Below are 24,014 nucleotides of genomic sequence, written 5' to 3' on the forward strand. Positions count from 1 at the left end.
GAGGAAATGGCAAAGATTGAGTTCAGCAATCTTAAAGAAGGTATCAAGCAACATCTTAAAAAATTATGCACGGAGTTGGGGGCGGACCTGGTCACATTCTATTTTTATGATAAACCCTCTAACCAATTTTTCTTTCCGGTTAGTTATGGTTTATACGACGAAGAGGATTTTGAACGCGGAATACCCAATATGAACCGCCCGCTGGGACAGGTTGCTCAAAAGAGCCGCGAAGTGTTTGCCGAAGACGTTAACGTGTCGGGATTGGCTGGGCCATTCTCTTATAATGAGAAAGTTGCCTCTTTGGCTGCGTTACCACTGAAGCGTAAAAAAGATGTGTTCGGGGTCGTGTTTATTAATTATCGTCAGGCCCATTCCTTTCCAGAAGAAGAGCAAAAGCGGATTCGACAAACAGTCAACAGCTTTGCCTCAGAAATTACTCGCCTAACCCAACAAATCAACACAAACAATCTTGTGCCAGCAGCTATTACGAAAGAGATTCAATGGGTATATGAAAATACAATCTTGCAAGAAATAGCTCACAAAGCGGTCGGCGTTTTAGAAGATTCTACAATTATCATATGGCTTCCAGATAAAAAGACACTGCGTTGTCGGGTTATTTCTGGCGTCAGCATGTTGGCGCAAAATGTGCCACTCATTGACGTAACTACCCGCGACCCGGTGGCGCGTGCATTTAAGCAAGGCAAATCTGTCTCCATTGATGATGCGCGCAAAATCAGAGGTTTTGTGTTGGCCGACCTGCGTGACGATCTTCGGTGGCGAGCCATTGAAGCTGTACCCATCCGAAATTCGCAAAACGAAACTTTGGGTGTCATCGCCGCTTACGCGACAGTGCATTTGAAATTCACCCTACATGAAAAGGCGATCCTCCGCGCATTGGCCGAATCTGCTGCCTATAATCTGGAAAATGAGAAGAAGATAGATTCCTTAAACGCCTTACATGCCCTGGGTACACGCCTTACGCTGCCTCTCAATCTGAAAGAAACACTCAGTGAAATTGTTACTTCAACACCTCGCGTAATTGGCGTAGATATTTGTACCATTCACCTTTACGATGCGGCTAAACAAGAATTTGAGGACGTGGACAAATCGGCCGTCTATGGCGCAAGCGCCCAAAACATGAATAAACCTGGCAAAGGAGGGGTGGCGCACCGGGTGATTGAGCGCACCTGGGTACTTTCCGAAGATGTTCCCGATGAAACGTTTGACGCTTCAAGCACGTTTGTGCGTCAAGAAAATGTCAGAGCCTATGCTGGTGTAAGCCTTCAGGTTGTAAACGAACCGGTAGGGGTAATGTTTGTTAGCTACCGACAACCGCACAAATTTTCGGCCGATGAACGAACACTGCTTCGCACCATCAGCTTTTATGCTGCTACTGCCATTTATGTGGCTAAACTGTTTGAGCAGCGCGACGCTTTTGCAGAAATTGCGCGTGATATTACAAACGCTCACAACCGCACCGAGCTGCTCGCTGTCGTATTGGATCGCTCTTTGGAACTTCTGGGTAGTGAATATGGCGCTATTGGCCTTTACAATGCAGAGACCAAAGAAATCCGCATTGAATATGCGGTGGGTACGGAAGCGCACGTTATTCCGGCAACGATAGGGCTAACCCAATTAGCCATACGAACCGGTCAGCCTGTCCGTGTTGATGACGTGCGGCAAGAAGTGAATTATTTTAGCCGCCGCCCGGACACCCGTTCCGAACTGGATGTACCGCTTAAGCGAGGGGAGCAGGTTATTGGCGTTTTGAACGTTGAAACATCTCGTCTGGCTGCTTATACGGAGGAACACGAAAAGTTAGCCTTCGCCCTGGCGGCGCAAACTGTGGTCGCTTTGGATAAGATCGAGCTTTTAGAACAAACTCAGGCTGAGCTGAATCGGCGCGTTGCTGATATTGAGGTCTTGCAAGAAGTTTATGGCGCGTTAGAAACGGAAGAGTTGGAGGATAGCCTGTCTAATTTGGTCACACGGACATTGGCATTAACTGGGGCGGATTATGGCGCTATTTATTTGCTAGACCGCAGCGCTTCAGAGCCTATGTTATTGTTGGCGGCTTTGCCGGAAGGTCGGGCTACTGAAGATCAACGACAGGAACGAATTTCAGTTAACAACAGCAAGGGCATTCTGCCTCACGTGGTCAATACAGGTAAATCCTATCGCAGTGATAATGTTCTAGAAGATGAACACTATTTTGCAATCCATGCCGATACCCGCTCAGAATTAATTGCGCCGCTCGTTTTTAATAACCGCGTCTATGGCGCAATTGATTTAGAAAGCACACAACTGAATTGGTTTAATGAACGGGAAGAGCAGTTGGTACAGGCGATTGCGGGGGCAGCAGCCGCGGCCGTGCGCCAGGTTCACTTGTTTGAAGACCTGGAAGAAGTGAATCGCTTAAGTGAACAGCTTAACAGCACGTCATTTAAAAAGGTTCAGGAAGTGTTGGAGTTGATTCATCGCTCGGCCAACAAACTGATGGACACCAATAATATGTACATTGCTTTGTACGATGATTATTCGGATGTGGTCAGGTTTGGTTTGATGTATGAGTTAGGAGAAAAGGTTGACGTCGAGACAGATTACAGGTACCAACCGCGGAAGGCGGGACAAGGCAAAACCGAAGAAATCATCCACACCAAAAAGCCAATCTTTCATCCAACAGGCAAAGAACATTGGGGTTGGTATAAAGAAAAAGAGGGACGCATAGATTATTCAGAAGGAGAAGCTAAAGCGGCTTCTTGGATTGGTGTGCCGATGCTACCAATGACAAGGTGATAGGCGTAGTCGCTACCTACCACCCTTCAGCTGATTACGTGTACAGCCGAGACGATCTGACCAGCTTGCAAGCCATGGCCAACCAGGCGGCTATTGCCATCAGCAATGTGCGGCTGGCGCAGCAGCGCCAACTGCGCGAAATGGGGCAGTTGCTCTCAGCCAACATTTACCTTGCGGAAAAAGAATTGCTGGAAATCATCTATAAACAAACCAGCCAGCTTATGGATACAAAGGAAATGTATGTTGCTCTCTACGACATAGCAACCGATATGGTCCGCTTTGGTCTGGCCTTTCAAGGGGGCAAGCGTGCCGATGTGGAAACCGACCCCCATTGGCAGCCGCGGCGGGCAGGTTCTGGCCGAACAGAATGGATTATCAAATACAAAGCACCATTGTTCCATCCAACTGGAGAGATCGGTAAGGGCTGGTATGCTCAGGAAGGCCGCAAAGAATATATTGGTACTGATTTGGGCTGTTGGGTTGGCGTGCCAATGATCGTGAACAGTGATCAGGTTGTGGGAGTGATAAGCGTCTGGCAACCTGATAAAGAATATGCGTATGATGGACATGATCTGGGGCTGCTGCAAACTCTGGCAGACACGGCGGCCAGCGCCCTTAATAATGCGCGTCGCTATCGCGAGTCACAGGCGCAGCAAGAATTGGCGGCCCTGGGCACAGCCATGAGCGCCATCCAGCATCGCATCAACAACACACTCAATATTGTTTCGCCTAATGTCACCCGGCTGCGCAAGCGCGTCCATGGTGATCCCGAAACGCAAGAAATTCTGGACATCATTGACAGGAATGTGAGTTACACCTCACAAATCATCCACCGCATCCAGGCGGCGCTGCGCGGCGAGCGACAGATAGTGGACATTAACGCCATTCTTTATGAAGTTGCTCAACAGGCAGAACAACATTGGCTAACTGAAACTACAGGACCCACTGAGGTTAGCCTTGACTTTGACAACGCTATTCCTCTGTTTGAAGGTCCTCTGGGCCAGCTCTCTGAATTATTTACGAATTTAGCCCACAATGCCTGTCGCGCGATGGCTCAGGGCGGAATGCTTAAGATTCATAGTAAGCTGGACAACAACATAATTTATATAAAGGTCATAGACACCGGTTCAGGTATAGCCGATTCCATATTGCCTCGTCTTTTTACCAGACCAATACCGACTAAAGAGGCTGGAGGCACGTCTGGCCTGGGACTATATCTGGGAGCATTGATAACGCAAAGCCTGGGTGGTGATATAGAAGTTGAGGATACTGGGCAGAATGGGACCACTATGTTAGTACGTATACCGCTACCTCATGTTAGCAAGGAGGCGTGGAGAGATGAAGATGCGAATCTTGTTGATTGATGATGAACCACGGTGGATTGATTTTGCGCGCCGTGATCTCGAATCTTTTGAGATTGTCGTCGCCAAAAGTTTTGAAGAGGCTGTGGCCGAATTAGAGCAAGATCAATTTGATCTGGTTATTGCCAGTTCTCGATGGCTCAAAGTTCTCGAACTGATTCAGGAAAAGTTCGCTGAAAAACGAGTTATGGTAACAACGATCAAACCAACCCCAGAAGAAGCCTTGTTCGCTTATCGTCGGGGAGCGGTAGATTACATTTCAAAATCGTTTGCCAGTCAAGAGCTATTGGAACACGTTAAAAAAGTCGTGCCAGCAGTATAAGGGGGAGCGATGTTTCGAGAAACCCACAGTGTTCTGGTCGTGGATGATGTGAACGATTGGCGAATCACGATACGCGGTTTGTTGCAAGATGAAGGGTACCGTGTTCAGGTAGCTGAAACTGCTGAAGAGGCATTGGCATTTTTGGAGGCGGATCGCTTTGATTTGGCGGTTATTGACATACGTCTGGATGAAACCAATGAAGATGACACTGAAGGCATAACCCTGGCGGAAAATATCTATCTGCAATGGCCTGAAGTCAGAATTATCATTATTACTGGTTATGATACGTCTGGCACATTAGACAAAGCGATGAAACCAACACCTACCGGCCGTCTGGTCCACGATTACATCCTGAAAAAGGATACGCATACACACCTTTTGCCGACGATTCGGCAGGCATTAAACGAGCCAGCTAATCTGTAGGTTGATAAGCAACATGAGCAACGGCCGTATCCTGGTTGTAGATGATATCCCCGATGTACGCAACACAGTTGTGGGGTTGCTCGCCGATGAAGGGTATGAAGTACACGGCGCTGCTACATACGAAGAAGCCGTTGACCTGCTCAACCGTGTTCGTTTTCATGTGGCCGTGCTGGACATTCGGCTAGACGAGAGCGATGTAGACAATGAAGCGGGTCTGCGTCTAATGCACTACATTCGGCAATTCGACCCAACCATCTCCCCCATTATATTGACCGGGTATGCCGAAGTTCATATGGTGCAAGAGGCTTTGCGGCCCGGCAAATCTGGCAAATCCCCCGCGTTCAGCTTCTTAGAAAAAACAGAAATCACGCTAATGCCCGAAATTGTTAAACAGGCATTCTCTCAGTCTGTGCGCGTCAATCGGACATTGGTGATCGAAGATAACGGAGAAATCATTCTCGCGTTAGCCAGACGTCTTCGTTTTCAAGGGAAATCTAAACCTGAGATCGAGTTCCTTGCTGAGGAAATTGACGAATTGCTGCGTAAGCTGTTTTTTACGTGCGAGCGCATTGTAATTGATTCGCCACAACAAGGGTACAGCGCGGCGGCCGTTTTCAAAGTCGTTCCCTGGTACAAAGATCGCATTCAGGGAGAGGCATTAATTGTCAAGATTGGTGAACGCGGCATAGCGGATGAAGAGGTGAATCGCTACCAAGAGTATGTTTTGGGCAAAGTGGGTGGACATCGTGTACCTATCAGAATAGAAACAACTCACACTCGTTCATTAACAGGCATCCTGTATACGTTTGCTGGATTGGGGTTTGTCCAGAGTTTCCCCGCGTTTTTCTATCAGGCAAATGTTGAAGCTATTCGAACTGTTATTCGGAACTTGTATTTGACGACATGCCGACCCTGGCAGCGGGATGAAATTATTTCGGTTGAACTGACCGATTTAAGAGCTGTTTACTTTCACCATTTATGGTCGTCCGACCAGAAACTGGAACAGTCGCTCAAACACATGACGGGCAAACGGCATCCTTTCCGCCTGGAAAACGATGAACACTTGTGGTTGGGCGAAGATATTCAACTACATAATCCTGTTTCTTTTGTTAGAACCCATTCTTTTGAACAGTCCACGCTATACGGCATCATACATGGAGATTTACAGGGATATAATGTGTTGATCGATCACCGTCAGGAAACCTGGCTGATTGATTTTGCCAGCACAACGCGAGGTCCTATTGCTCAGGATTATGCTTTGTTTGAAGCGTACTTGCTGGTGTCAATTCTTGAGGCTGAGGATTGGCAGGCGCTTTATCCCTGGTATGAGCTTTTGTTTAAAGCGGGCAGTTTAACGGCCGTGCCCCTATCAGGTGAACTGCGGACAAAACAAGACATCTGGAAGGCGCACACAGCAATTTTGACAATTCGTCGTTTAGCATTTGGGGATGCCGTCTCTTTGTCAGAGTCCGAGTATCTGATTTCCTTGTTGTTCAACTTGCTGAAATTGTTGACCATACTGAATTTACCATCTACTCAGAGAGATTTTGCCTTAATTGCTTCCTCATTTGTCGCCAGTCGCTTAGCCAATTTACTTTCCTGAAATAGACGTCTTATTGGGGGCAACATGGACAAGGTTTTGATTGTAGATAACGAGAAGGATGTGTTGCACACCCTTTCTGGCTTATTAAGAGACGAAGGTTATCAAGTTGAAGGCGTCTATTCAGAGAAAGAAGCAATTGAAGCCTTTGCCAATGAGAAATTTGATTTCGCCCTGATTGACATCCGCTTACACGGAGAAGATACCGACGACATTAGCGGCTTAGGTCTGGCTGCTGTTTTACGTTCGATGTCCCCTGAGACATTGATTTTTCTGATGTCCGGCTACCCTTTAAGTGAGCCTTATCTTCGAATCGTCCGTTATGTAACCGATGCTATTCTTCTTGAAAAAACACTTGGATGGGATAAAAAGATTATTAGCGCTATTACCAACGCTAAAAATATTCTTCAAGAAAGGAAACAAAAACCGACGACTATTTCAGGCCAGACAGAAGATGATTCCTCAATTACAGCCAAGTTGAAATTTTCTCGATTATCTGTATCAATTGCACCAAATCAAATAGCATTTGTTCGCTCGCAAGGCGCTCATGTTGCCGCAAGACGAACCTTAAGTGTGGCAGATGTGCCCGTTGCCCAATATCAAAAGCGAGTGGATAGCGCGCGTTATATCCCCAAAGACTTAAGATTCAATGTCAAAGATATCGGATCGAATTTATGGCGAGAACTATTCTCGGCGCATTCGGAAATTCAAAATACTTACCTCACGGCCAGAGCAAAAAGCAAGATATTGAGCTTGTTATTCGAGGGGCCAAGAGAGTTCATACGTTTACCCATCGAATTTATGTTTTCTTCTGAATCTGAAGAATACCTGGTTCTCTTACACCCGCTAGCAAGATTTGTCAATGGTACGGAATCCAATCAAGCGCCATTTGATCGAGAGTTTTTTAAACAAAGCTCAAATCTGAAGATCTTACTTATCGCCTCAAATACGCCTAATCCTCATATTCCCGGAGTCGATCTTGAAGTGGCTAAATTAGAGCGCTTTTTTTTGACTCAGAAGCAGTTCGCTGTGGATTTGGAAGTTATTCCAACGGAAAAAGCAACTATTGAATTTGTTCGAGAGAAACTGAAAAATCCAGATTACGACGTTATCCATTATGCCGGACATGGATCTTACAATAGCGAATCGCCAGAAGAAAGCACCCTCAGTTTTTGGAGCGATGCAGGTAAAACAGGCGAAGTTCAGCAGATGCGGGCTTCAGAATTCCATTTATTGAGCGAGTCTCGGGTGCGACTGTTTTATCTTAGCTGTTGTTGGGGCGCGGCCAGTGGAGACAAGAAGGATTTGCTGGACGATGACTTTTTGGGTGTGGCAGATGCCATCGTGCGTGCTGGCGTTCCCACAGTTTTGGGGTATCGTTGGCCTGTTACCGACGCGGGCGCGCCTAAAATGGCCCTGGCTTTTTACCGCGAATTGTTAAATGATGGACGACCTGATGTAGCGCTTTGGAAGGCTCGTCGGGAATTGGCGGCAATCAATCGAAATGATTTGACCTGGTTGTCGCCCATACTTATCCATCAAGTGTGATATTTCTGTTTGTCTTTCTCCACCCACTCCAATGCCCCTTCCCCCGCCACTCTCCCACTCGCCAAACAAGCCGTCAGCAAATACCCGCCCGTCGGCGCTTCCCAATCGAGCATCTCCCCGGCGCAGAAAACGCCGGGCCGGGCGCGCAGCATCAGGCGCTCATCCAGCGCCTCAAACCGAACCCCACCCGCACTGCTAATCGCCTCGGCCAACGGCCGTACACCCTCCACCGTCACCGCCACCCCCTTCATCACCCCCGCCAACTGAGCCGGGTCAGCAAAAACGGCCGTCGGCACAACCTCCCGCAGCAGCCCCACCTTCACCCCCTTCAACCCCAACCGGCTTTGCAAATGGCTGGATAACGAACGCGACCCGCGCGGCTTCACCAGCGCCTCCCGAATCTGCGCTTCGGTTTTGTCCGGCAGCAAATCCAGATGGAAGGTGGCACGGCCGTTCGCCGCCACCTCCTCCCGCAGCAGCGCCGACACCGCGTAAATCAGGCTGCCCTCCACCCCCGTTTCCGTGATGACAAATTCGCCCTGGCGGGCAAAGTCGGCCAGGCGCAAAACCACCGTCTTCATCGGTTCTCCAGCAAATTTCTGCCGAAAGTGTTCGCTCCAGCCCACGTCGAAGCCGCAGTTGGCCGGTTTGAGGGGTGCGACGCCAACGCCCTGCGCTTGCAGCAGCGGGACCCACGCCCCATCGGAACCCAATTGCGGCCAACTGCCGCCGCCTAACGCCAGCACGGTTGCCTGGGGGGACACGGCCGTTTCCCCCGCCACCGTCGCCAATCGCAGCCGCCCATCCTCCGTCCAGCCCAACCAACGATGGCGCACGTGGAACACCACGCCGTTGGCGCGCAGGCGGCGCACCCAGGCGCGCAGCAGCGGCGCAGCCTTCATCTCCGCCGGGAACACGCGCCCCGACGTGCCGACGAAGGTTTCCACACCCAACCCTTGCGCCCAGGCGCGCACCTCTTGCGGGCCGAATTGTTGCAGCAGGGGTTCGATGTGGGAACGGCAGTCGCCATACCGCCCCACAAACTGCGCCAACGGTTCAGAATGGGTCAGGTTCAATCCCCCCTTGCCCGCCAGCAAAAACTTGCGCCCCACCGTCGGCATCGCGTCGTACACCTGCACAGGCACGCCCGCTGCGCTGATCACCTCGGCGGCCATCAGCCCGGCCGGCCCACCACCAATAATGGCAATAAACACATTTTCCATACGTAACCTGGACAGGTCATAACCGAAAAGGGTTATCAATGATTGCGCAGATTGCGCCGATTTCACAGACTGAAGAAAAAATCTGCGTCACCATCTTAGGCCACATCCGCCAGGGCTTGGAAGGCGGCAAGCTGCGCCGGGTCGCCCATCACCGCTACCATGTTGCCGACGGCAAAGCGGTAGTCGGCTTGCGGATTGGGCTGCAAAACGCCATCATGGATGACCCCCACCACCGAAGCGCCCGTTTCACTGCGAATGCGCAGCTCTTCGATGGTCTTGCCCACCAACGGACTCTGATCGGCCAGCTTGACCCAATTCAGTTCCAGCAGGCGGGCGGCGTTGCGCAGCAGGGCGATGGTGTGGTAGTCGTCGTGGGCCAGGTAGAGTGGGGCGTACAGCTCGTGGCGGATGCTGTCGGTGTAGCGTTGAATGTCGGCCGGGGGGATTTGCAGATGGATCAACGCCTGGCGCGTCATCTCCAGGCCGGCTTCAAACTCTGGCTGCACCACTTCATACACCCCATGCTGATGCAGAACTTGCATCTGCTCAATGCCTTCTGCGCGGGCCACAATGTGAACATCCTGGTTTAACTGGCGCACCACGTCCACGATGGATTGGGTCACGATCAGCGCCGGAGTTGTTATCAGCACCAACGATGCCTGCGCCGTTTGCGCTGCTTCCAGCACAATGTGCTGGCTGGCGTCGCCATAAATCACCGGGAAACCGGCCATACGCACCTGCTCCATCCGCCGCGCATCCAGTTCGATCACCACAAAAGTCCGCCCCAAACGCTTTAAAACCTCGGCCACGTGAAAACCAACCCGCCCACCCCCGGCCAAAATCACATGGTCGTGCAAGCCCGCCTCCGGCAGATTAATGGTCTGGATCGGTTCTCGCCGCCACCAGCGCTGCCGCAAGGCATAGAGCGGCGTCGTCAGCCCAGACACAAAAGGCGTCAGGATCATGGTGATGATGGCTACCGTCAGGACGAGAGCGTACAGGTCCTGGTTGATGGAGTTGCTGTTCAGCCCTACCCGCGCCAGCACAAAGGAGAATTCGCCCACCTGAAACAGTCCCAACCCCACCGCCAGCGGTACCACATTGCGATACCCAAACGATACGCTAATCGTAGCAAAGATGCTCGCTTTGCCCAACATGACGATCAAGACAATACCCAACACCAGTCCCCAATTCGCCAGGAAAAAGGCCGGGTCCAGCAGCATCCCCACCGAGACAAAAAAGAGCAGGCCAAACAGGTCGCGCAGGGGAATGATGTCACTCAGCGCCTGATGGCCGTAATCGGATTCGCTGAGGACCATGCCGGCGACAAACGCGCCGAAGGCGAAAGACAGCCCAAACAGATAAGTGGCGTAGCCCACGCCCAGGCCAATGGCGGTGATCGCCAGCAAAAATAGTTCGCGGGAGTTCCAGGCAGCCACCAGCGCCAACAGCCGGGGAATAATCCGTGTGCCGATGACCACCATCAACGCCAGGAATAAGATTGCCTTAAAAATGGCCCAACCCAAAATGGGCAGCCCGGCGTCCAGGTCGTTGAGTTGGGGCAGCACTATCATCAGGGGCACGACGGCCAAATCTTGCACGATCAACATGCCGATCATCACGCGGCTGGAAAGTGTGCCCATGCGCCCCTGAGCCATGAGGGTTTTGAGCGTCACCATGGTGCTGGAGAGGGCGATGAGGCTGCCCAGCCAGAGGGCGCTGCGCCAATCCCAGCCCAATGCCCGGCCAATGCCAAAGCCTAGCAGGCTGTCGGAAAAATATCTTCTGAAGGCCCGATGATAGACAAATAACGATTTCAAAGCATCAAGACAAGCAGTTTGCAACTCATATTGGCCTCATTACCATGAATTTTGCACGGTTTTACAGCCCGTTTTCGGCATCAGGCAGGGGGCAATAACGCCCCATCAACCAACCTGCAAGGTATGCAATCGTTTCAAGTTGTAAGCCAGACAAACCAATGTCCATTCGCCACCGGCAGCAACCAGGCCTCGCAGAGAAAACTGACGGAAACCCAAGGTTTCCCTTGATGATACCGATAACCGGTTCAACCGTCGATTTGCGCAAACGGTAGGTGGCTTTGCCGAGGGTGGTCTGCAGTTTGTAAGCCATTTGCTCTTTGACGGAAGCATCATTGGGTGGCGGGTTGGGATTGTCCAGGAAAGGCACGCCAACCCTGATGGTGTGGGCTGCGACCGGTGGCGATGTAGGGGCCAATGCCGCGCTTCCAAGCTGGCGATGTTGTTTTCGCTGAAATAGCCGGTGTCCAAATTGACCTTTTTCGGCTGACCCACGACTGGTGGTACGGTGTCGGAGTTGGCAGGGCGGCCTGTTTATCGTTGGTATGGTCACACAACCAATTGCCCACTACCAGACGACTGTCATGGTCAACCACTACCTGGACGTTATAATGTTGGTCAAAGCCGCTGTTGGTGGCGTTTTTCATGATGCGCGATTCGGGGTCGGTGAAGTTGTACTGGTCTTTATCTCTGGGTCCTGGAGTGGGTGGCTGCGGTGGTTTGCCCGGCGGCTTTTTTCCCTGTGGGTCGGTCTTTTCGGCCCGGGCTTGCATCTTGGCCTCGTATTCGGCTTGCTCGGCTTCATACCGGGCCTGGGCGCGTTCCTCCAGCACCTTCTTGGCTTTCGGCCAGCCGCGCCAATTGCTGCTGGCGTCGGGCAATCTCATCGGGAATGTTCATCTCTTCGGGCAGTTGTCCTCCATCGGCAACTTCAGCCAAAGGAACAACTCCTCGACTTCGGCTTGCAGATAGGCTTCGATAGCCAACAGCCGCTGGTAACTGACCGCTTTGCTCTTGGACGCATCGGCATGGATTTTGCTGCCATCCAGACTGACGTTACCCAATTGCAAATAGCCCATCGCCTGGGCAATCAACAGTATCTGGACAAACAACTCTTTCAGTTCAGCCAGAAATTGCTGGCGGAAAGCCGCAATCGTGCCATGGTCGGGGTGCATGTCACCGGTAATGAAACGAAAGGGAATCACCTCATGGGTGGCGCGTTCAATCTTGCGCGAACTGAATACGCCGCTGGCATAGCTGTAGAACAGCAATCCCAACATCACTTCCGGGGCGTATGGTGGCGCACCCTGCTCACTATACTTTCTATACATGATCCCCAAATCAAGTTGGGCGACGACAGCGACAATGAAGCGAGCCAAATGGTCGGGTGGCAGGACATCGCGCAAGGTGATTTGCAGGTCCAGGGTCTTTTCGTAATCAGCAGTTCTGAATTTTCTTGCCATACCCAAAGTTTACACCGAAATCATTTTTGTTCGGAGAAACGTATCTTCTCCGACAAGCTGCTAGCAAAATGGTGAGCAGCATTTGCAGCGGCGCGCCAATGAGGGCGATGGCCCGGACGGGGCGCAGTTCTTTGAGGGAAAACTCCAGCCCCAGAGCAAACAGCAGTAGGGCGACGCCAATTTCGGCCAGCAGCTCGATGTCGTGGACATCGCTGACGCTAATGCCGCCGGTGGATGGGCCAACTATGATGCCGGCCAGGATGTAACCCAGAATGAGCGGCTGCCGCAACTGCTGGGCGATGATGCCGCCAATGAGTCCGGCCACCACAATGATGGCGATGTCGGCTGCAATTCCCATATGGTTTTACCCCCTGTTATCAGGCGTCGGTAGATTGACGCTGGTTTGTTTTATGCGGCTTGCGCAGAGGATTTGGCGCTTGTTTCTGGCCGAACGGCCGTACCAATCAGCATCGTTTTGTTCAGCGTCTATTGTAACACGGGCAGGGTCAGGTAGTCGTCGGGCACAAACAGGCTGCCTTCGGTGGTTCCTTGCGGGGCGATCTGGCGCAAACGGCCGTTCAATTCCCCATCACCCATCTTGCCATCCAGCGCCAACCGGAACGCTGCGGCGATTTGTGTTACCTGCACGGCCGTTTCATGCACAAATTCCAGCCGGTAATGGACGACGCCCGCGTCTTGCCAGGCGGGCAGGTGGGCCACGGCCGTTTGTGCTTCCGCGCCAAACACCGTGTTGCGGCAGCCTACGTCGGCCATCACCGGATGGGAACGGCCGTGAACGTCGCGCAGTTCTACTTTGTGCTTTTCGCACGGGTGGCCGCAATCTTTGTAGCTTGTGCCGTCGGAGAGGAAGCGGCAGAAGACGCAGTGTTCGGTGTGGAAAACGGGCAGATGGTGATAGGCGATCACTTCCAGCCGCGCCGCGCCGATGGCCTGCGCCAGGGTGGTGATTTGGGCGGCGTTCAGGTCGTGGGTGGGGGCCAATCGGTCCAGACCCAGGTCAAAGAAGGTGCGCGCCGCGATGGCATTGGCGGCGTTCAGGCTGAAATCGCCGCTGAGCGGCTGCTCGGTCTGGCCTTGCAGGGCGTGCAGCAAACCGGTGGAGCGCACCAGGATGGGGCAGTTGAGCCGCAGCAGGAAGTTGACGATGCGCTGCTCTTTGGGCTTGAGGATGCGCGGGCTGGCGACGCGGGCGATGAGTCCGGCAGCTTGCACGCGCTCGACGGCCGGACGCAGGCCGTATAAGTCGAGGTAGTCCAGGGTGATGCTGGCCGGGCGCAAAGCGATGGCCGCTTCCAACTGTTCGGGGGTGCGGACGAGGAGGTGGAGAGAGGGGAGAATGGTGAATTGTGAATGGGGAATTGTGAATGGTGAAGTTGGGCGGTAAGAACGGCCGTGGGGTCGTTTAGGGTGATGGCGGGTGGGGCGGATTGTTGGGTTTGGAGGTGGGCGATGGCGTCGCGGCGCAGGGTGTTGAGCAGGGAGGCGGGGGCGAAGGGACGGCCGTTCAAATCCAGCGTCAAATCAGCCAGATAGTAAGGCGTGTTGCCCAATCGTCCCAACTGCTCGCGGGCGAAGTCGGCGGTGAGGGATTGGTTGCGGGCGGCAGGCAGGGGGTCGGGCGATTGCACGGCGGCCGTGATGTGGGGCTGTTCGGCCAGGGCGACGACCATGTGCAGCGGCTGGCTTTCGTGGGCGGTGAGATGGATGGTTAACGGCCGTTGGTAAACCGGCTGGCTGGCCTGCGTGTACGGTTTCGCCGCTTTGTCCAGGTTGGGGTCGTGGGTGCGCCACACCCAATCGCCCGCCCGAATGCGGCCAAAATCAATCTGCCCATTGCCAAAGCGCAGTTCGAGCAGAGGATTTAACCACGGAGAGGCGGAGGGCGCGGAGGTTTCTCTCTTCTTACCTCCGCGCTCTCCGCGCCCTCCGCGGTTAAAATTCTTATCTCTCTCCACCGGCGTCACCTGATAGACGCGGCCGCCTTCTTCCGGTTCGGCCGGACTGCGCCAGTTGGCGGCGTCGAAGACCAGGCCGTCGCCCGGTTTGAGCGGTGCGGCGCTGGCCGCTGCTTCGGGCTGGATGAGGACGTGATCGCGCCCGACGTGGCTGACGACGCCGACTTTGACGCCGCGATGATTGGGGGAACGGCCGTTCACCACCGCCTGATGGTTCGTCCCGGTCACAAAATGAGGACCAAACCCGCGCGAATACACCTGCTGAAGCTGCAACTCCTCGGCCGGGGTGATGGTCAGGTCGCGGCCGGCCCACGCTTCGTCCACCGCCTGCCGGTAGGCGCGGGTGGTCAGGGCGACGTAATCGGCGTCTTTGTAGCGCCCTTCGATTTTCAGCGCCGCCACGCCCAGCCCCACGATGTCGGGCATCTGGTGCAGGGCGTAAAGGTCGCCGGGGGAGAGAAGATAGCGGGCGTCGTGTAACGGCCGCAGCCGATCATCCACAATCATCTGGTAAGGCAAACGGCACGCCTGGGCGCACTGGCCGCGATTGGCGCTGCGCCCGCCCCACGCCTCGGACGAGAAGCACTGCCCGGAGTAAGAGACACACAACGCGCCATGCACAAACATCTCCAGTTCGCAGGTGGTGGCGGCGCGGATGGCGCGAATATCGTCCAGCGACAATTCGCGGGCCAGCACCACCCGACTGACGCCCAACTGCTGCGCCAGGTTGATGCCTTCGGCGCTGGTCAGGCTCATTTGGGTGCTGCCGTGGATGGCCAGGTCGGGGGCAATTTGCCGCGCCAGTTGGGCCACCGCCACGTCCTGCACGATGATGCTGTCCGCGCCGGCGGCGGCGATGTCGGCCAGGGCATGGACGGCTTCGTTGAGTTCGTGGTCGAAGACGAGGGTGTTGAAGGTGACGTAGCCTTTGACGCCGCGCTGGTGGAGGGTGCGCATGACATCGGGTAGTTCGCTGAGGGTGAAGCCGACTTTGGCGCGGGCGGTGAAGTGGTGAAGGCCGAAGTAGACGGCGTCGGCCCCGGCTTCGATGGCGGCGTGGAGTTGGGGCCAGTACCCGGCCGGACTCATGATTTCGGGTTTGTGAATGGTCATGGAACTATTCTACAGGAAAGAGGGGGGTAAGGGGAACGGCCGTTAACCCCTTTGCGCAGTTGAGTCTGCCCCACTTCCCCCATTTCCTGCTATAATGTCTGCCACACCCATCATCAACCCACTGCCACTCTGGCGCTGCCTCTAGCTTCATGGAGACTTGATGACCGAACCGACCACGACCCACCTGATCGAAACCTTCTACACCGCCTTCCAACGCCGCGACCACGCGGCCATGAACGCCTGTTACCATCCCAACATCCACTTCACCGACCCCGTTTTTGCCGATTTGCACGGCCGTCAGGCCAAAGCCATGTGGCATATGCTCTGCGAACGCGGCCAGGACCTGCAAGTGACGTTTGATGGTGTCCAGGTGAACGGCCGTTCCGGGCAAGCCAACTGGCAAGCCACCTACACCTTCTCCACCGGCCGTCGCGTCCACAACATCATTACCGCCGCCTTCCAATTTCAGGACGACCTCATCAGCCAACACCACGACCATTTTAGCCTCTGGCGCTGGACCCGCATGGCCCTCGGTCCCACCGGCCTGCTCCTCGGCTGGACCCCGATGGTACAGAAGAAAGTGAGGGCAACGGCCGCCTCCAGCCTGCAAAAATTCATCGCCCAACACCCGGAATATGGTCTTGAACCGTGAACCGTCAACCGTCAACCGTAGGCCGTTGACGGAATACGGAATACGGCTTACGAAACAGGAGTTCCCATGCTCACTCCCGACCGCACCATCCGCACTACCTGCCCCTACTGCGGCGTTGGCTGCCAACTGCACCTTAACGTCAAAGACGAATTCATCTACGCCGTCGAAGCACCCTTCGACGCCGCGCCCAACTACGGCATGTTATGCGTCAAAGGACGCTTCGGCACAGATTATGTCAAACACCCCGGCCGCGTCAAAACGCCCCTCATCCGCGCCAACCGCCACGAAGGGCGCAGCGCCAAACCGGTCTGGCGCGATGCCACCTGGGACGAAGCCCTGGACTTGGTCGCCGATGAACTCGTCCGCCTGACGCAAACGCATGGCGGCGACACTCTGGCCACCTACGCCAGCGCCAAAGCCACCAACGAAGACACCTACATCTTCCAAAAACTCATCCGCGCCCTGCTGCACACCAACAACATAGACCACTGCGCCCGCCTCTGCCATGCCGGTTCCGTCACCGGCCTGCAGCTTGCCCTCGGCTCCAGCGCCATGTCTAACTCCATCGCCGAGATGGAACACCTGGACACCTTTATCGTCACCGGCTCCAATACCACTGAAACCCATCCGGTCATTGCCAACTTCCTCAAGCGCGCCGTGCGCCAGAATGGGGCCACGCTCATCGTCATAGATCCGCGTCAGGTGGGCATGACCGACTTTGCCACCCTCTGGCTGCGCCAAACCCCCGGCACAGATGTCGCCGTCTTTCAGGCGATGGCCCACGTCATCGTTAAAGAAGGGCTAGTCAATGAGGATTTTATCCGCCAGCGCACCGAAGGCTTCCAGGAATACATCGAATCCCTGGAAAGCGCCACGCCTGAATGGGCCGAAACCATCACCGGCGTACCTGCCCAATCCATCCGCGAAGCGGCCCGCCTGTACGCCAACGCCAAACGCGCCGCCATTTATTGGGGCATGGGCATCAGCCAATCCACGCATGGAACCGACAACACCCTCACCCTGACCAACCTGGCGCTGATGTGCGGCCATGTGGGGCGCGCCGGGACCGGCCTGAATCCACTGCGCGGTCAGAACAACGTGCAGGGCTGCTCCGACAGCGGCGGCCTGCCCAACGTGTATACCGCTTACCAGAATGTGGCCGATACGGCCGTACAACAAAAATTCCAACAGTTCTGGGGCGTCTCGCTCAATCCCCGCCCCGGCCTGACAGCTACCGAAATGGTAGACGGCGCGGTCAATGGCAGCGTGCGCGGCATGTTCATCATCGGCGAAAACCCGATGATGAGCGAACCCGACCAGGAACATACCCGCCACGCGCTGGAGCAGCTCGAACTGCTCGTCTGCCAGGACATCTTCATCAACGAAACCGGCGAATTGGCCGACGTAATTTTGCCGGCTGTCAGCTTCGCCGAAAAAGATGGCACCTTCACCAACTCCGACCGGCGCATCCAGCGCGTGCGCAAAGCGGTCGAACCGGTCGGCCAATCCCGCGCCGATTGGGATATTTTGTGCGATTTGGGCCGTCGCATCCAACAGCGCCTGGGCGTCCAGCTTTCTGCCGGCTTCGATTATGCCCATCCCGCCGAAATCTGGGAGGAGATGCGCCAGCTTACGCCCGACTTCTACGGCATAGACTACGCCCGCCTGGAGCGCGAAGGCGGCGTCCATTGGCCCTGCACCAGCTTCGACCACCCCGGCACGCCCTTCCTCTTCGCCGACGACTTCCCCCGCGGCAAGGGCAAATTCTGGGAAGTGACCTTTGGCACAGAATCAGAACAGCCAGACGCCGACTATCCGTTCAACCTCAGCACCGGGCGCGTGTTATACCACTGGCACGGCAGCACCATGAGCGGCCGTTCCCGCCTGGAAGAAATCTACCCCGAAGCGACGTGCGAGATAAACCCGACCGATGCGCAAGATTTAGGATTAAAGACAGGGGATTGGGTAGAAGTAGAATCCAGGCGCGGCGCGATTCAACTGCGCGCCCTTGTCACGGGCCGGTCGCCGCGGGGCACGGTGTTTATCCCGTTCCACTTTGCCGAGGCAGCGGCCAACGTCTTGACGATGGTGCAGTTGGACAAACGCGCCCAGATACCGGACTACAAGAATACGGCCGTGCGTCTCCACCCCACCACACCCCCTTCTGACTGGGACGAAGGCTACCAGCAAGACCTGCTCCAACGCGGGGCCATTAAGGACCCTGTGCAGGTTCATTAGATGGCAAGGTGGCAGGGTGACAAGGTGCTAAGGTGGTAAGGTGGCATCACGTCACCCCTTCACCTTGTCACCCCTCACCCCCTCAGCTTTATGACATTCACATGTCAATCGTCATGCCAATTGGGTGAATATCCACACTGAACGACTGCCTTTAAAAACCGCATAATACCCGAAACCAAATTGTGAATAGTTTCACAATTTGGCTGTTTTTTTGTATTCACACATTCAGCGGAACGGCCAAAATCGGATTCGTAACTCAAAATCCGGCATGGTTCAAGAAGCAGAAGGTATCCTTTATAAATTAGTCGGCGAATTGTGATTCTTAGCGGAGCCTTCGGCCATTCGGGCCATTCGGCTTTGGAGCGAAGAATCCCTATGGGTTGGCCGAGTGAACGGGATGCTTCACTGCGAAGACTTCGTTCAGCATGACGCTTCTCATGTGTAAAGGATATTTTAACGGTCTTGAACCACACCCGAAATCCGAAATCCTAAATCCGCATTCTGAAGGAGGTAAGTTGGATGGTATCTAAAACAAGCCAGATAGAGCCGCCATCAGATGATAAGCGATGGCGCATTGTGCAAGGGACCATGCGGCGCAATGGGTTTGCACGACATTCTCTGATTGAAACCCTGCACACAGTGCAAGAATCGTTTGGCTTTTTGGACGAGGAATCGCTGCGCTATGTGGCCGGGTCGCTGCGCGTGCCGTTGAGCCAGGTATATGGCGTTTCCACCTTTTATCATTTGTTTAGCCTGAAGCCGGCCGGTGAACATACCTGCGTCATGTGTACCGGAACGGCTTGTTATATCAACGGCATTCCCAAAATGTTGCAGGCCGTTGAAGAAGAATTGGGCATTACGCCGGGCGAAACAACGGATGATGAATTGATTTCACTGATGACAGCCCGTTGTCTGGGCGCCTGCGGCATTGCGCCAGTGGGCGTGTTTGATGGTGAAGTGATGGGCAAAGTAACGACCGAAAAAGTCCTGGCCCAAATTCAAAGCTGGAAGGAGGCCGCCAATGTCGAATGAACAGTTAGAGCAGATTTCCCTCTCTGAGCATAAGAAACAGGCGCAATACCGCCATGTCGTGACGGTATGCGTCTCATCAGGGTGCATGTCGGCGCAGAGCGACCTGGTGAAGAAAGCCCTGGAAGATGCTGTGGCCGAAAAAGAGTTGGATCACACTTGTCAGGTGAAGGGGGTGGGCTGCCGGGGGTTGTGTTCGCGTGGGCCGTTGGTGTCTGTGCAGCCGGAACACGGCCGTTTTGAACAAGAAATCCTCTACCAAAACGTCGCTCCGGAAGACGCCGGCGAGGTACTGTCCAGCCTGGACGCAGAACCGCTGGCGCGGCTGCAATGCCCCACCGACACGCCGTTTTTCCAACGGCAGCACAAAATTGTGCTGGAAAATAGCGGCCGGATAGACCCCGAACGCATCGAAGAATATATCGCCCACGAAGGGTATGGCGGGTTGGTAACGGCCGTTACCGAACTCTCCCCCGGTGAAGTAATAGATGAAATCACCCGCAGCGGTCTGCGCGGCCGCGGCGGCGGTGGCTACCCCACCGGCCTCAAATGGATCACCGTCGCCAAATCCGAAGGCAGCGAAAAATATATCATCTGCAACGGCGATGAAGGCGACCCCGGCGCATTTATGGACCGCAGCATCATGGAGAGCGATCCGCACCGCGTCATCGAAGGCATGGCGATTGCCGGCTACGCCACTGGGGCCAACATCGGCTACATCTACGTGCGCGGTGAATATCCGCTGGCCGTCTCCCGCCTGAAAACAGCCATTCGTCAGGCGCAAAAGTTGGGCTTCCTGGGCGATGGCATCTGTGGCACAACCTTCAACTTCAATGTCAGCATCCGTTTAGGCGGCGGCGCGTTTGTCTGCGGCGAGGAAACTGCCCTCATCGCTTCCATCGAAGGACGGCGCGGCACGCCTCGCCCCCGTCCGCCCTATCCGGCGGAATATGGTCTATGGGGTAAACCAACGCTCATCAACAATGTCGAGACATTTGCCAACGTGCCGTCTATTTTGCGCAACGGCGGCGACTGGTACGCCGGTATCGGCACGGAAAAAAGCAAAGGGACCAAAGTGTTTGCCCTCACCGGCGCACTGCAAAATACCGGCCTCATCGAAGTGCCGATGGGCATTTCCCTGCGCGAAATCGTCTACGAAATTGGCGGCGGCGCGCCCGACGGCGCTACCGTCAAGGCCGTACAGACCGGTGGACCTTCCGGTGGCTGCATTCCAGCCGACCACTTTGACACCCCCGTAGATTACGAGTCGCTCAAGGAGTTGGGTTCCATCATGGGGTCTGGCGGCATGATCATCATGGACGAATCCGCTTCTATGGTGGATGTAGCCCGTTACTTCATGGAATTTTGTATGACTGAATCTTGCGGCAAATGTATCCCCTGCCGTGTAGGGACCGTCCATATGCACAACTTTCTGGACAAGATTTGCAAAGGCGAAGCGCGCTACCGGGATTTGACCATGCTGGAAAACCTCTGCGAGATGGTTAAGGACACCAGCCTGTGTGGTCTGGGCCAGACAGCCCCCAACCCGGTGCTGAGTACCCTGCATTACTTCCGCCAGGAATACCTGGATTTATTGATTGATCATGATCAAAACGGCCGTGCGCCCCAGGCGCTGGTCATCCCGGTGGAGGCATAACCATGAAACGACCCTCACAATCCCGTATTAAAACCTTAAAGATTGACGGCGTAGATGTTGCCGCTCGTGAACATGAAAGCATTCTGCAATTGGCCCAGGAAAACGGCATCTTCATCCCCACGTTGTGCCATCTGGATGGTTTGTCGGAATATGGCGGCTGCCGCCTGTGCATGGTGGAAATGAAAGGCTCTAACCGGCTGTACCCCGCCTGCATGACATACGCCGATGAAGGCATGGAAGTCAACACCAAGTCTGAGCGGCTGCTGGAATACCGGCGCATGATCTTGGAAATGCTGTTCACCGAACGCAACCATGTTTGTTCAGTGTGCGTCTCTAACGGCCACTGCGAATTGCAATTCCTGGCCGCCAAGCTGGGCATGACTCGCGTTGAACTGCCTTACCTCAACCCCAGCGTCTCCGTAGACGCTTCCCACGATTTGTTCATCATGGACCACAACCGCTGCATTTTGTGCCAGCGCTGCGTGCGCGTCTGTGGCGAGATCGAATGGGCGTCCACCAAAGGGGTGATGGGACGCGGCGTCAATGCCCGTATCATCAACGATTTAAATGGCGACTGGGGCGATTCGACAACCTGCACCAGTTGTGGCAAGTGCGTCAACGTTTGCCCCACAGGCGCGTTGGTGCAAAAAGGCAAGTCGGCCGGCGAAATGGAAAAGCGGCGCGATTGGCTGCCCTACCTGAAACTAATGCACGAGGAGTAAGCCATGAGTGACAAAGCAAAATTAGCAACAGTCTGGCTGGATGGATGTTCCGGCTGCCATATGTCTTTTCTGGACATTGACGAACGTATTCTGGATGTCGCCGCGCTGGCTGACCTGGTGTACAGCCCGTTGGTAGACTTGAAAGAGTTCCCGGAAATGGCTGATGTGACCCTGGTGGAGGGCGCGGTGAGCAGCGAAGAAGATTACCACAAGATTCAAAAGGTGCGCGCCCACAGCAAAATTTTGGTGTCGCTGGGCGACTGCGCCGTGACAGCCAACGTGCCAGGGATGCGTAATCCGTTCAAAGTAGAAGATATTCTCAACCGCGCCTACATCGAAAACGCGGAAATCAATCAGCAGATTCCGGTGCAGGTAATTCCGCCGCTGCGCAAAACATCGGTTCCGGTGCATCACGTGGTAGACGTGGATGTGGCTGTGCCCGGCTGCCCGCCATCGGCTGACACGATTTTTTATGTGTTAACGGAGCTGTTGGCCGGCCGTGAGCCGGACCTGACGGGCAAAACAAGGTTTGGCATATAGAGCGTGTGGTGAGCAGCGAGCAGCCAGTAGTACGTGGCGTGTGTTTCTTACCCGCTGTTGGACACCCGCAAAAAGAGCAAAATCTGATGAGTAAAACAATTACAATTGACCCCGTGACCCGGATTGAAGGGCACAGCAAGATAACCATTCAGTTGGACGACGACGGCCGTGTCGCCGATGCGCGTTTCCATGTGACCCAGTTTCGTGGCTTTGAGAAGATGACCGAGGGACGGCCGTTCCACGAGATGCCTTCTCTCACTGCTCGCATCTGTGGCATCTGCCCCGTCAGCCACCTGGTCGCCTCGGCCAAAACCTGCGACGCGCTGTTGGCTGTCACCGTGCCGCGCACGGCGCGCAACCTGCGCCGCATTATGAACCTGGCGCAAATCACCCAATCGCACGCCCTGAGCTTCTTTCACCTCTCCTCGCCCGACCTGGTGCTGGGTATGGACGCCGACCCGGCGCAGCGCCATCTGTTTGGCGTCGCCCAGGCCGCACCGCAGTTGGCCCGCGACGGCATCGCCCTGCGCAAATTCGGCCAGCAAATCATCGAACTGTTGGGCGGCAAGCGCATTCATCCCTCGTGGATTGTGCCCGGCGGCGTCAGCCACCCGCTTTCCGCCGAGGACCGCGCCACCATTCTGGCGATGATTCCCGATGCTTTGCTGCGGGCGCAGCGTACCCTGGACTGGTACAAAGGCGTTTTCGGCCAATTCGATGAGGAAATTCGCAGCTTTGCCAATTTCCCCACCCTGTTCATGGGCATGGTGAATCCCAAGGGCGAGCTTTCCATGTACGCCGGTCGCATCCGCATTGTCAACGCCGTCGGCGAGATCGTGGCCGACCAGTTGGAACCGGCCACGTACCAGCAGTGGCTGGCCGAATCGGTGGAGCCGGATTCCTATCTGAAATCGCCTTATTACAAACCGATGGGCTACCCCAACGGCATCTTCCGCGTCGGGCCGCTGGCGCGCATGAACATCATTTCCCGCTGTGGCACGGAAATTGCCGACGAGGAATGGGCGGAGTTCCGCATGTTGCAGCGCGGCGCGGTATTGAGTTCGTTCCAGTACCACTATGCCCGGCTGATCGAGATCATCTACTGCATTGAGCGCATTCGTAACCTGCTGAACGACCCGGACATCCTGAGCGACCATGTGCGTTCGTTTGCCGAGCCGAATGCGTTTGAGGGCGTGGGTATGTCGGAAGCGCCGCGTGGCACGCTGCTGCACCATTACAAAATTGGCAAAGACGGTCTTATCACCTGGGTGAACATGATCATCGCCACCGGCAACAACAACCTGGCGATGAACAAAGGCGTCCATCAGGTTGCCAAGCATTTCATTCGCGGCGAGAAAATCCAGGAAGGTATGCTCAACCGGGTGGAAGCCGTCATCCGCACCTTTGACCCCTGCCTGAGCTGCTCCACCCACGCCGTCGGCCAGATGCCGCTGCAAATCCAGCTCCTCGCCCCAGACGGCGCAGTGCTGGATGAGAAGTTTCAGGGCTAGAAGGAAGAGCCAAATAGAGGAAG

At 54.9% G+C, this 24,014-nt stretch carries 14 protein-coding genes and 4 pseudogenes; 13 read left to right on the top strand and 5 right to left on the bottom strand.

The genetic code is table 11. The features are described from left to right. Positions 1–6: 6 nt before the first annotated feature. From IPM39_19025 to IPM39_19050, 6 genes are all read left to right on the top strand, one after another. Positions 7–2,796, top strand: a complete 2,790-nt coding sequence (locus IPM39_19025; protein MBK8988130.1) for a GAF domain-containing protein — start codon at positions 7–9, stop codon at positions 2,794–2,796. A gap of 74 nt (positions 2,797–2,870) precedes the next feature. Next, positions 2,871–4,160 (top strand): GAF domain-containing sensor histidine kinase, encoded by a 1,290-nt coding sequence (locus tag IPM39_19030; protein MBK8988131.1) that lies wholly within the window; start codon positions 2,871–2,873, stop codon positions 4,158–4,160. Beyond that, positions 4,135–4,479 (top strand): response regulator, encoded by a 345-nt coding sequence (locus IPM39_19035; GenBank protein ID MBK8988132.1) that lies wholly within the window; start codon positions 4,135–4,137, stop codon positions 4,477–4,479. The genes IPM39_19030 and IPM39_19035 overlap by 26 nt, the downstream gene beginning before the upstream one ends. A gap of 9 nt (positions 4,480–4,488) precedes the next feature. Then, a complete protein-coding gene (locus tag IPM39_19040; GenBank protein MBK8988133.1) occupies positions 4,489–4,902 on the top strand; it encodes a response regulator in 414 nt (137 codons plus the stop codon). A gap of 13 nt (positions 4,903–4,915) precedes the next feature. Then, a complete protein-coding gene (locus IPM39_19045) occupies positions 4,916–6,505 on the top strand; it encodes a response regulator (GenBank protein ID MBK8988134.1) in 1,590 nt (529 codons plus the stop codon). Positions 6,506–6,529: 24 nt separating this feature from the next. Then, complete coding sequence (locus tag IPM39_19050; GenBank protein ID MBK8988135.1) at positions 6,530–8,050, top strand: CHAT domain-containing protein; 1,521 nt, start codon at positions 6,530–6,532, stop codon at positions 8,048–8,050. On the opposite strand, the gene IPM39_19055 is transcribed toward IPM39_19050, so the two are convergent. The 5 genes and pseudogenes from IPM39_19055 to IPM39_19075 form a co-directional block, all read right to left on the bottom strand. Further along, positions 8,041–9,273: a TIGR03862 family flavoprotein gene (locus IPM39_19055; protein ID MBK8988136.1), complete on the bottom strand. Its 1,233-nt coding sequence runs from the start codon at positions 9,271–9,273 to the stop codon at positions 8,041–8,043. The genes IPM39_19050 and IPM39_19055 overlap by 10 nt on opposite strands. Positions 9,274–9,368: 95 nt before the next feature. Then, positions 9,369–11,036: pseudogene (locus IPM39_19060) on the bottom strand (cation:proton antiporter). A 162-nt stretch (positions 11,037–11,198) separates the two neighbouring features. Beyond that, positions 11,199–12,553, bottom strand: a pseudogene (locus IPM39_19065) (transposase). Positions 12,554–12,614: 61 nt separating this feature from the next. Then, a pseudogene (locus tag IPM39_19070) lies at positions 12,615–12,911 on the bottom strand (cation:proton antiporter). Positions 12,912–13,039: 128 nt separating this feature from the next. Further along, a pseudogene (locus IPM39_19075) lies at positions 13,040–15,642 on the bottom strand (U32 family peptidase). Between the two features lie 160 nt (positions 15,643–15,802). Between IPM39_19075 and IPM39_19080 the strand changes: the two are divergent. The 7 genes from IPM39_19080 (at position 15,803) to IPM39_19110 (ending at position 23,991) form a co-directional block, all read left to right on the top strand. Next, on the top strand, positions 15,803–16,294 hold the full coding sequence (locus IPM39_19080; GenBank protein MBK8988137.1) for a nuclear transport factor 2 family protein: 492 nt from the start codon (positions 15,803–15,805) through the stop codon (positions 16,292–16,294). An 87-nt stretch (positions 16,295–16,381) separates the two neighbouring features. Next, a complete protein-coding gene (fdhF, locus tag IPM39_19085; GenBank protein MBK8988138.1) occupies positions 16,382–18,532 on the top strand; it encodes a formate dehydrogenase subunit alpha in 2,151 nt (716 codons plus the stop codon). A gap of 519 nt (positions 18,533–19,051) precedes the next feature. Beyond that, complete coding sequence (gene hoxE, locus IPM39_19090; GenBank protein MBK8988139.1) at positions 19,052–19,564, top strand: bidirectional hydrogenase complex protein HoxE; 513 nt, start codon at positions 19,052–19,054, stop codon at positions 19,562–19,564. Next, positions 19,554–21,218 (top strand): SLBB domain-containing protein, encoded by a 1,665-nt coding sequence (locus IPM39_19095; GenBank protein ID MBK8988140.1) that lies wholly within the window; start codon positions 19,554–19,556, stop codon positions 21,216–21,218. The genes hoxE and IPM39_19095 overlap by 11 nt, the downstream gene beginning before the upstream one ends. Positions 21,219–21,220: 2 nt before the next feature. Next, entirely contained in the window at positions 21,221–21,940 is a 720-nt protein-coding gene (gene hoxU, locus IPM39_19100; protein MBK8988141.1) for a bidirectional hydrogenase complex protein HoxU, read from the top strand. Between the two features lie 3 nt (positions 21,941–21,943). Then, positions 21,944–22,480, top strand: coding sequence for an NADP oxidoreductase (locus tag IPM39_19105; protein MBK8988142.1), 537 nt, complete (start codon positions 21,944–21,946; stop codon positions 22,478–22,480). An 86-nt stretch (positions 22,481–22,566) separates the two neighbouring features. Next, positions 22,567–23,991, top strand: coding sequence for a Ni/Fe hydrogenase subunit alpha (locus IPM39_19110; GenBank protein ID MBK8988143.1), 1,425 nt, complete (start codon positions 22,567–22,569; stop codon positions 23,989–23,991). Positions 23,992–24,014 lie beyond the last annotated feature (23 nt).

Source organism: Candidatus Leptovillus gracilis (assembly GCA_016716065.1).
Classification (GTDB): domain Bacteria; phylum Chloroflexota; class Anaerolineae; order Promineifilales; family Promineifilaceae; genus Leptovillus; species Leptovillus gracilis.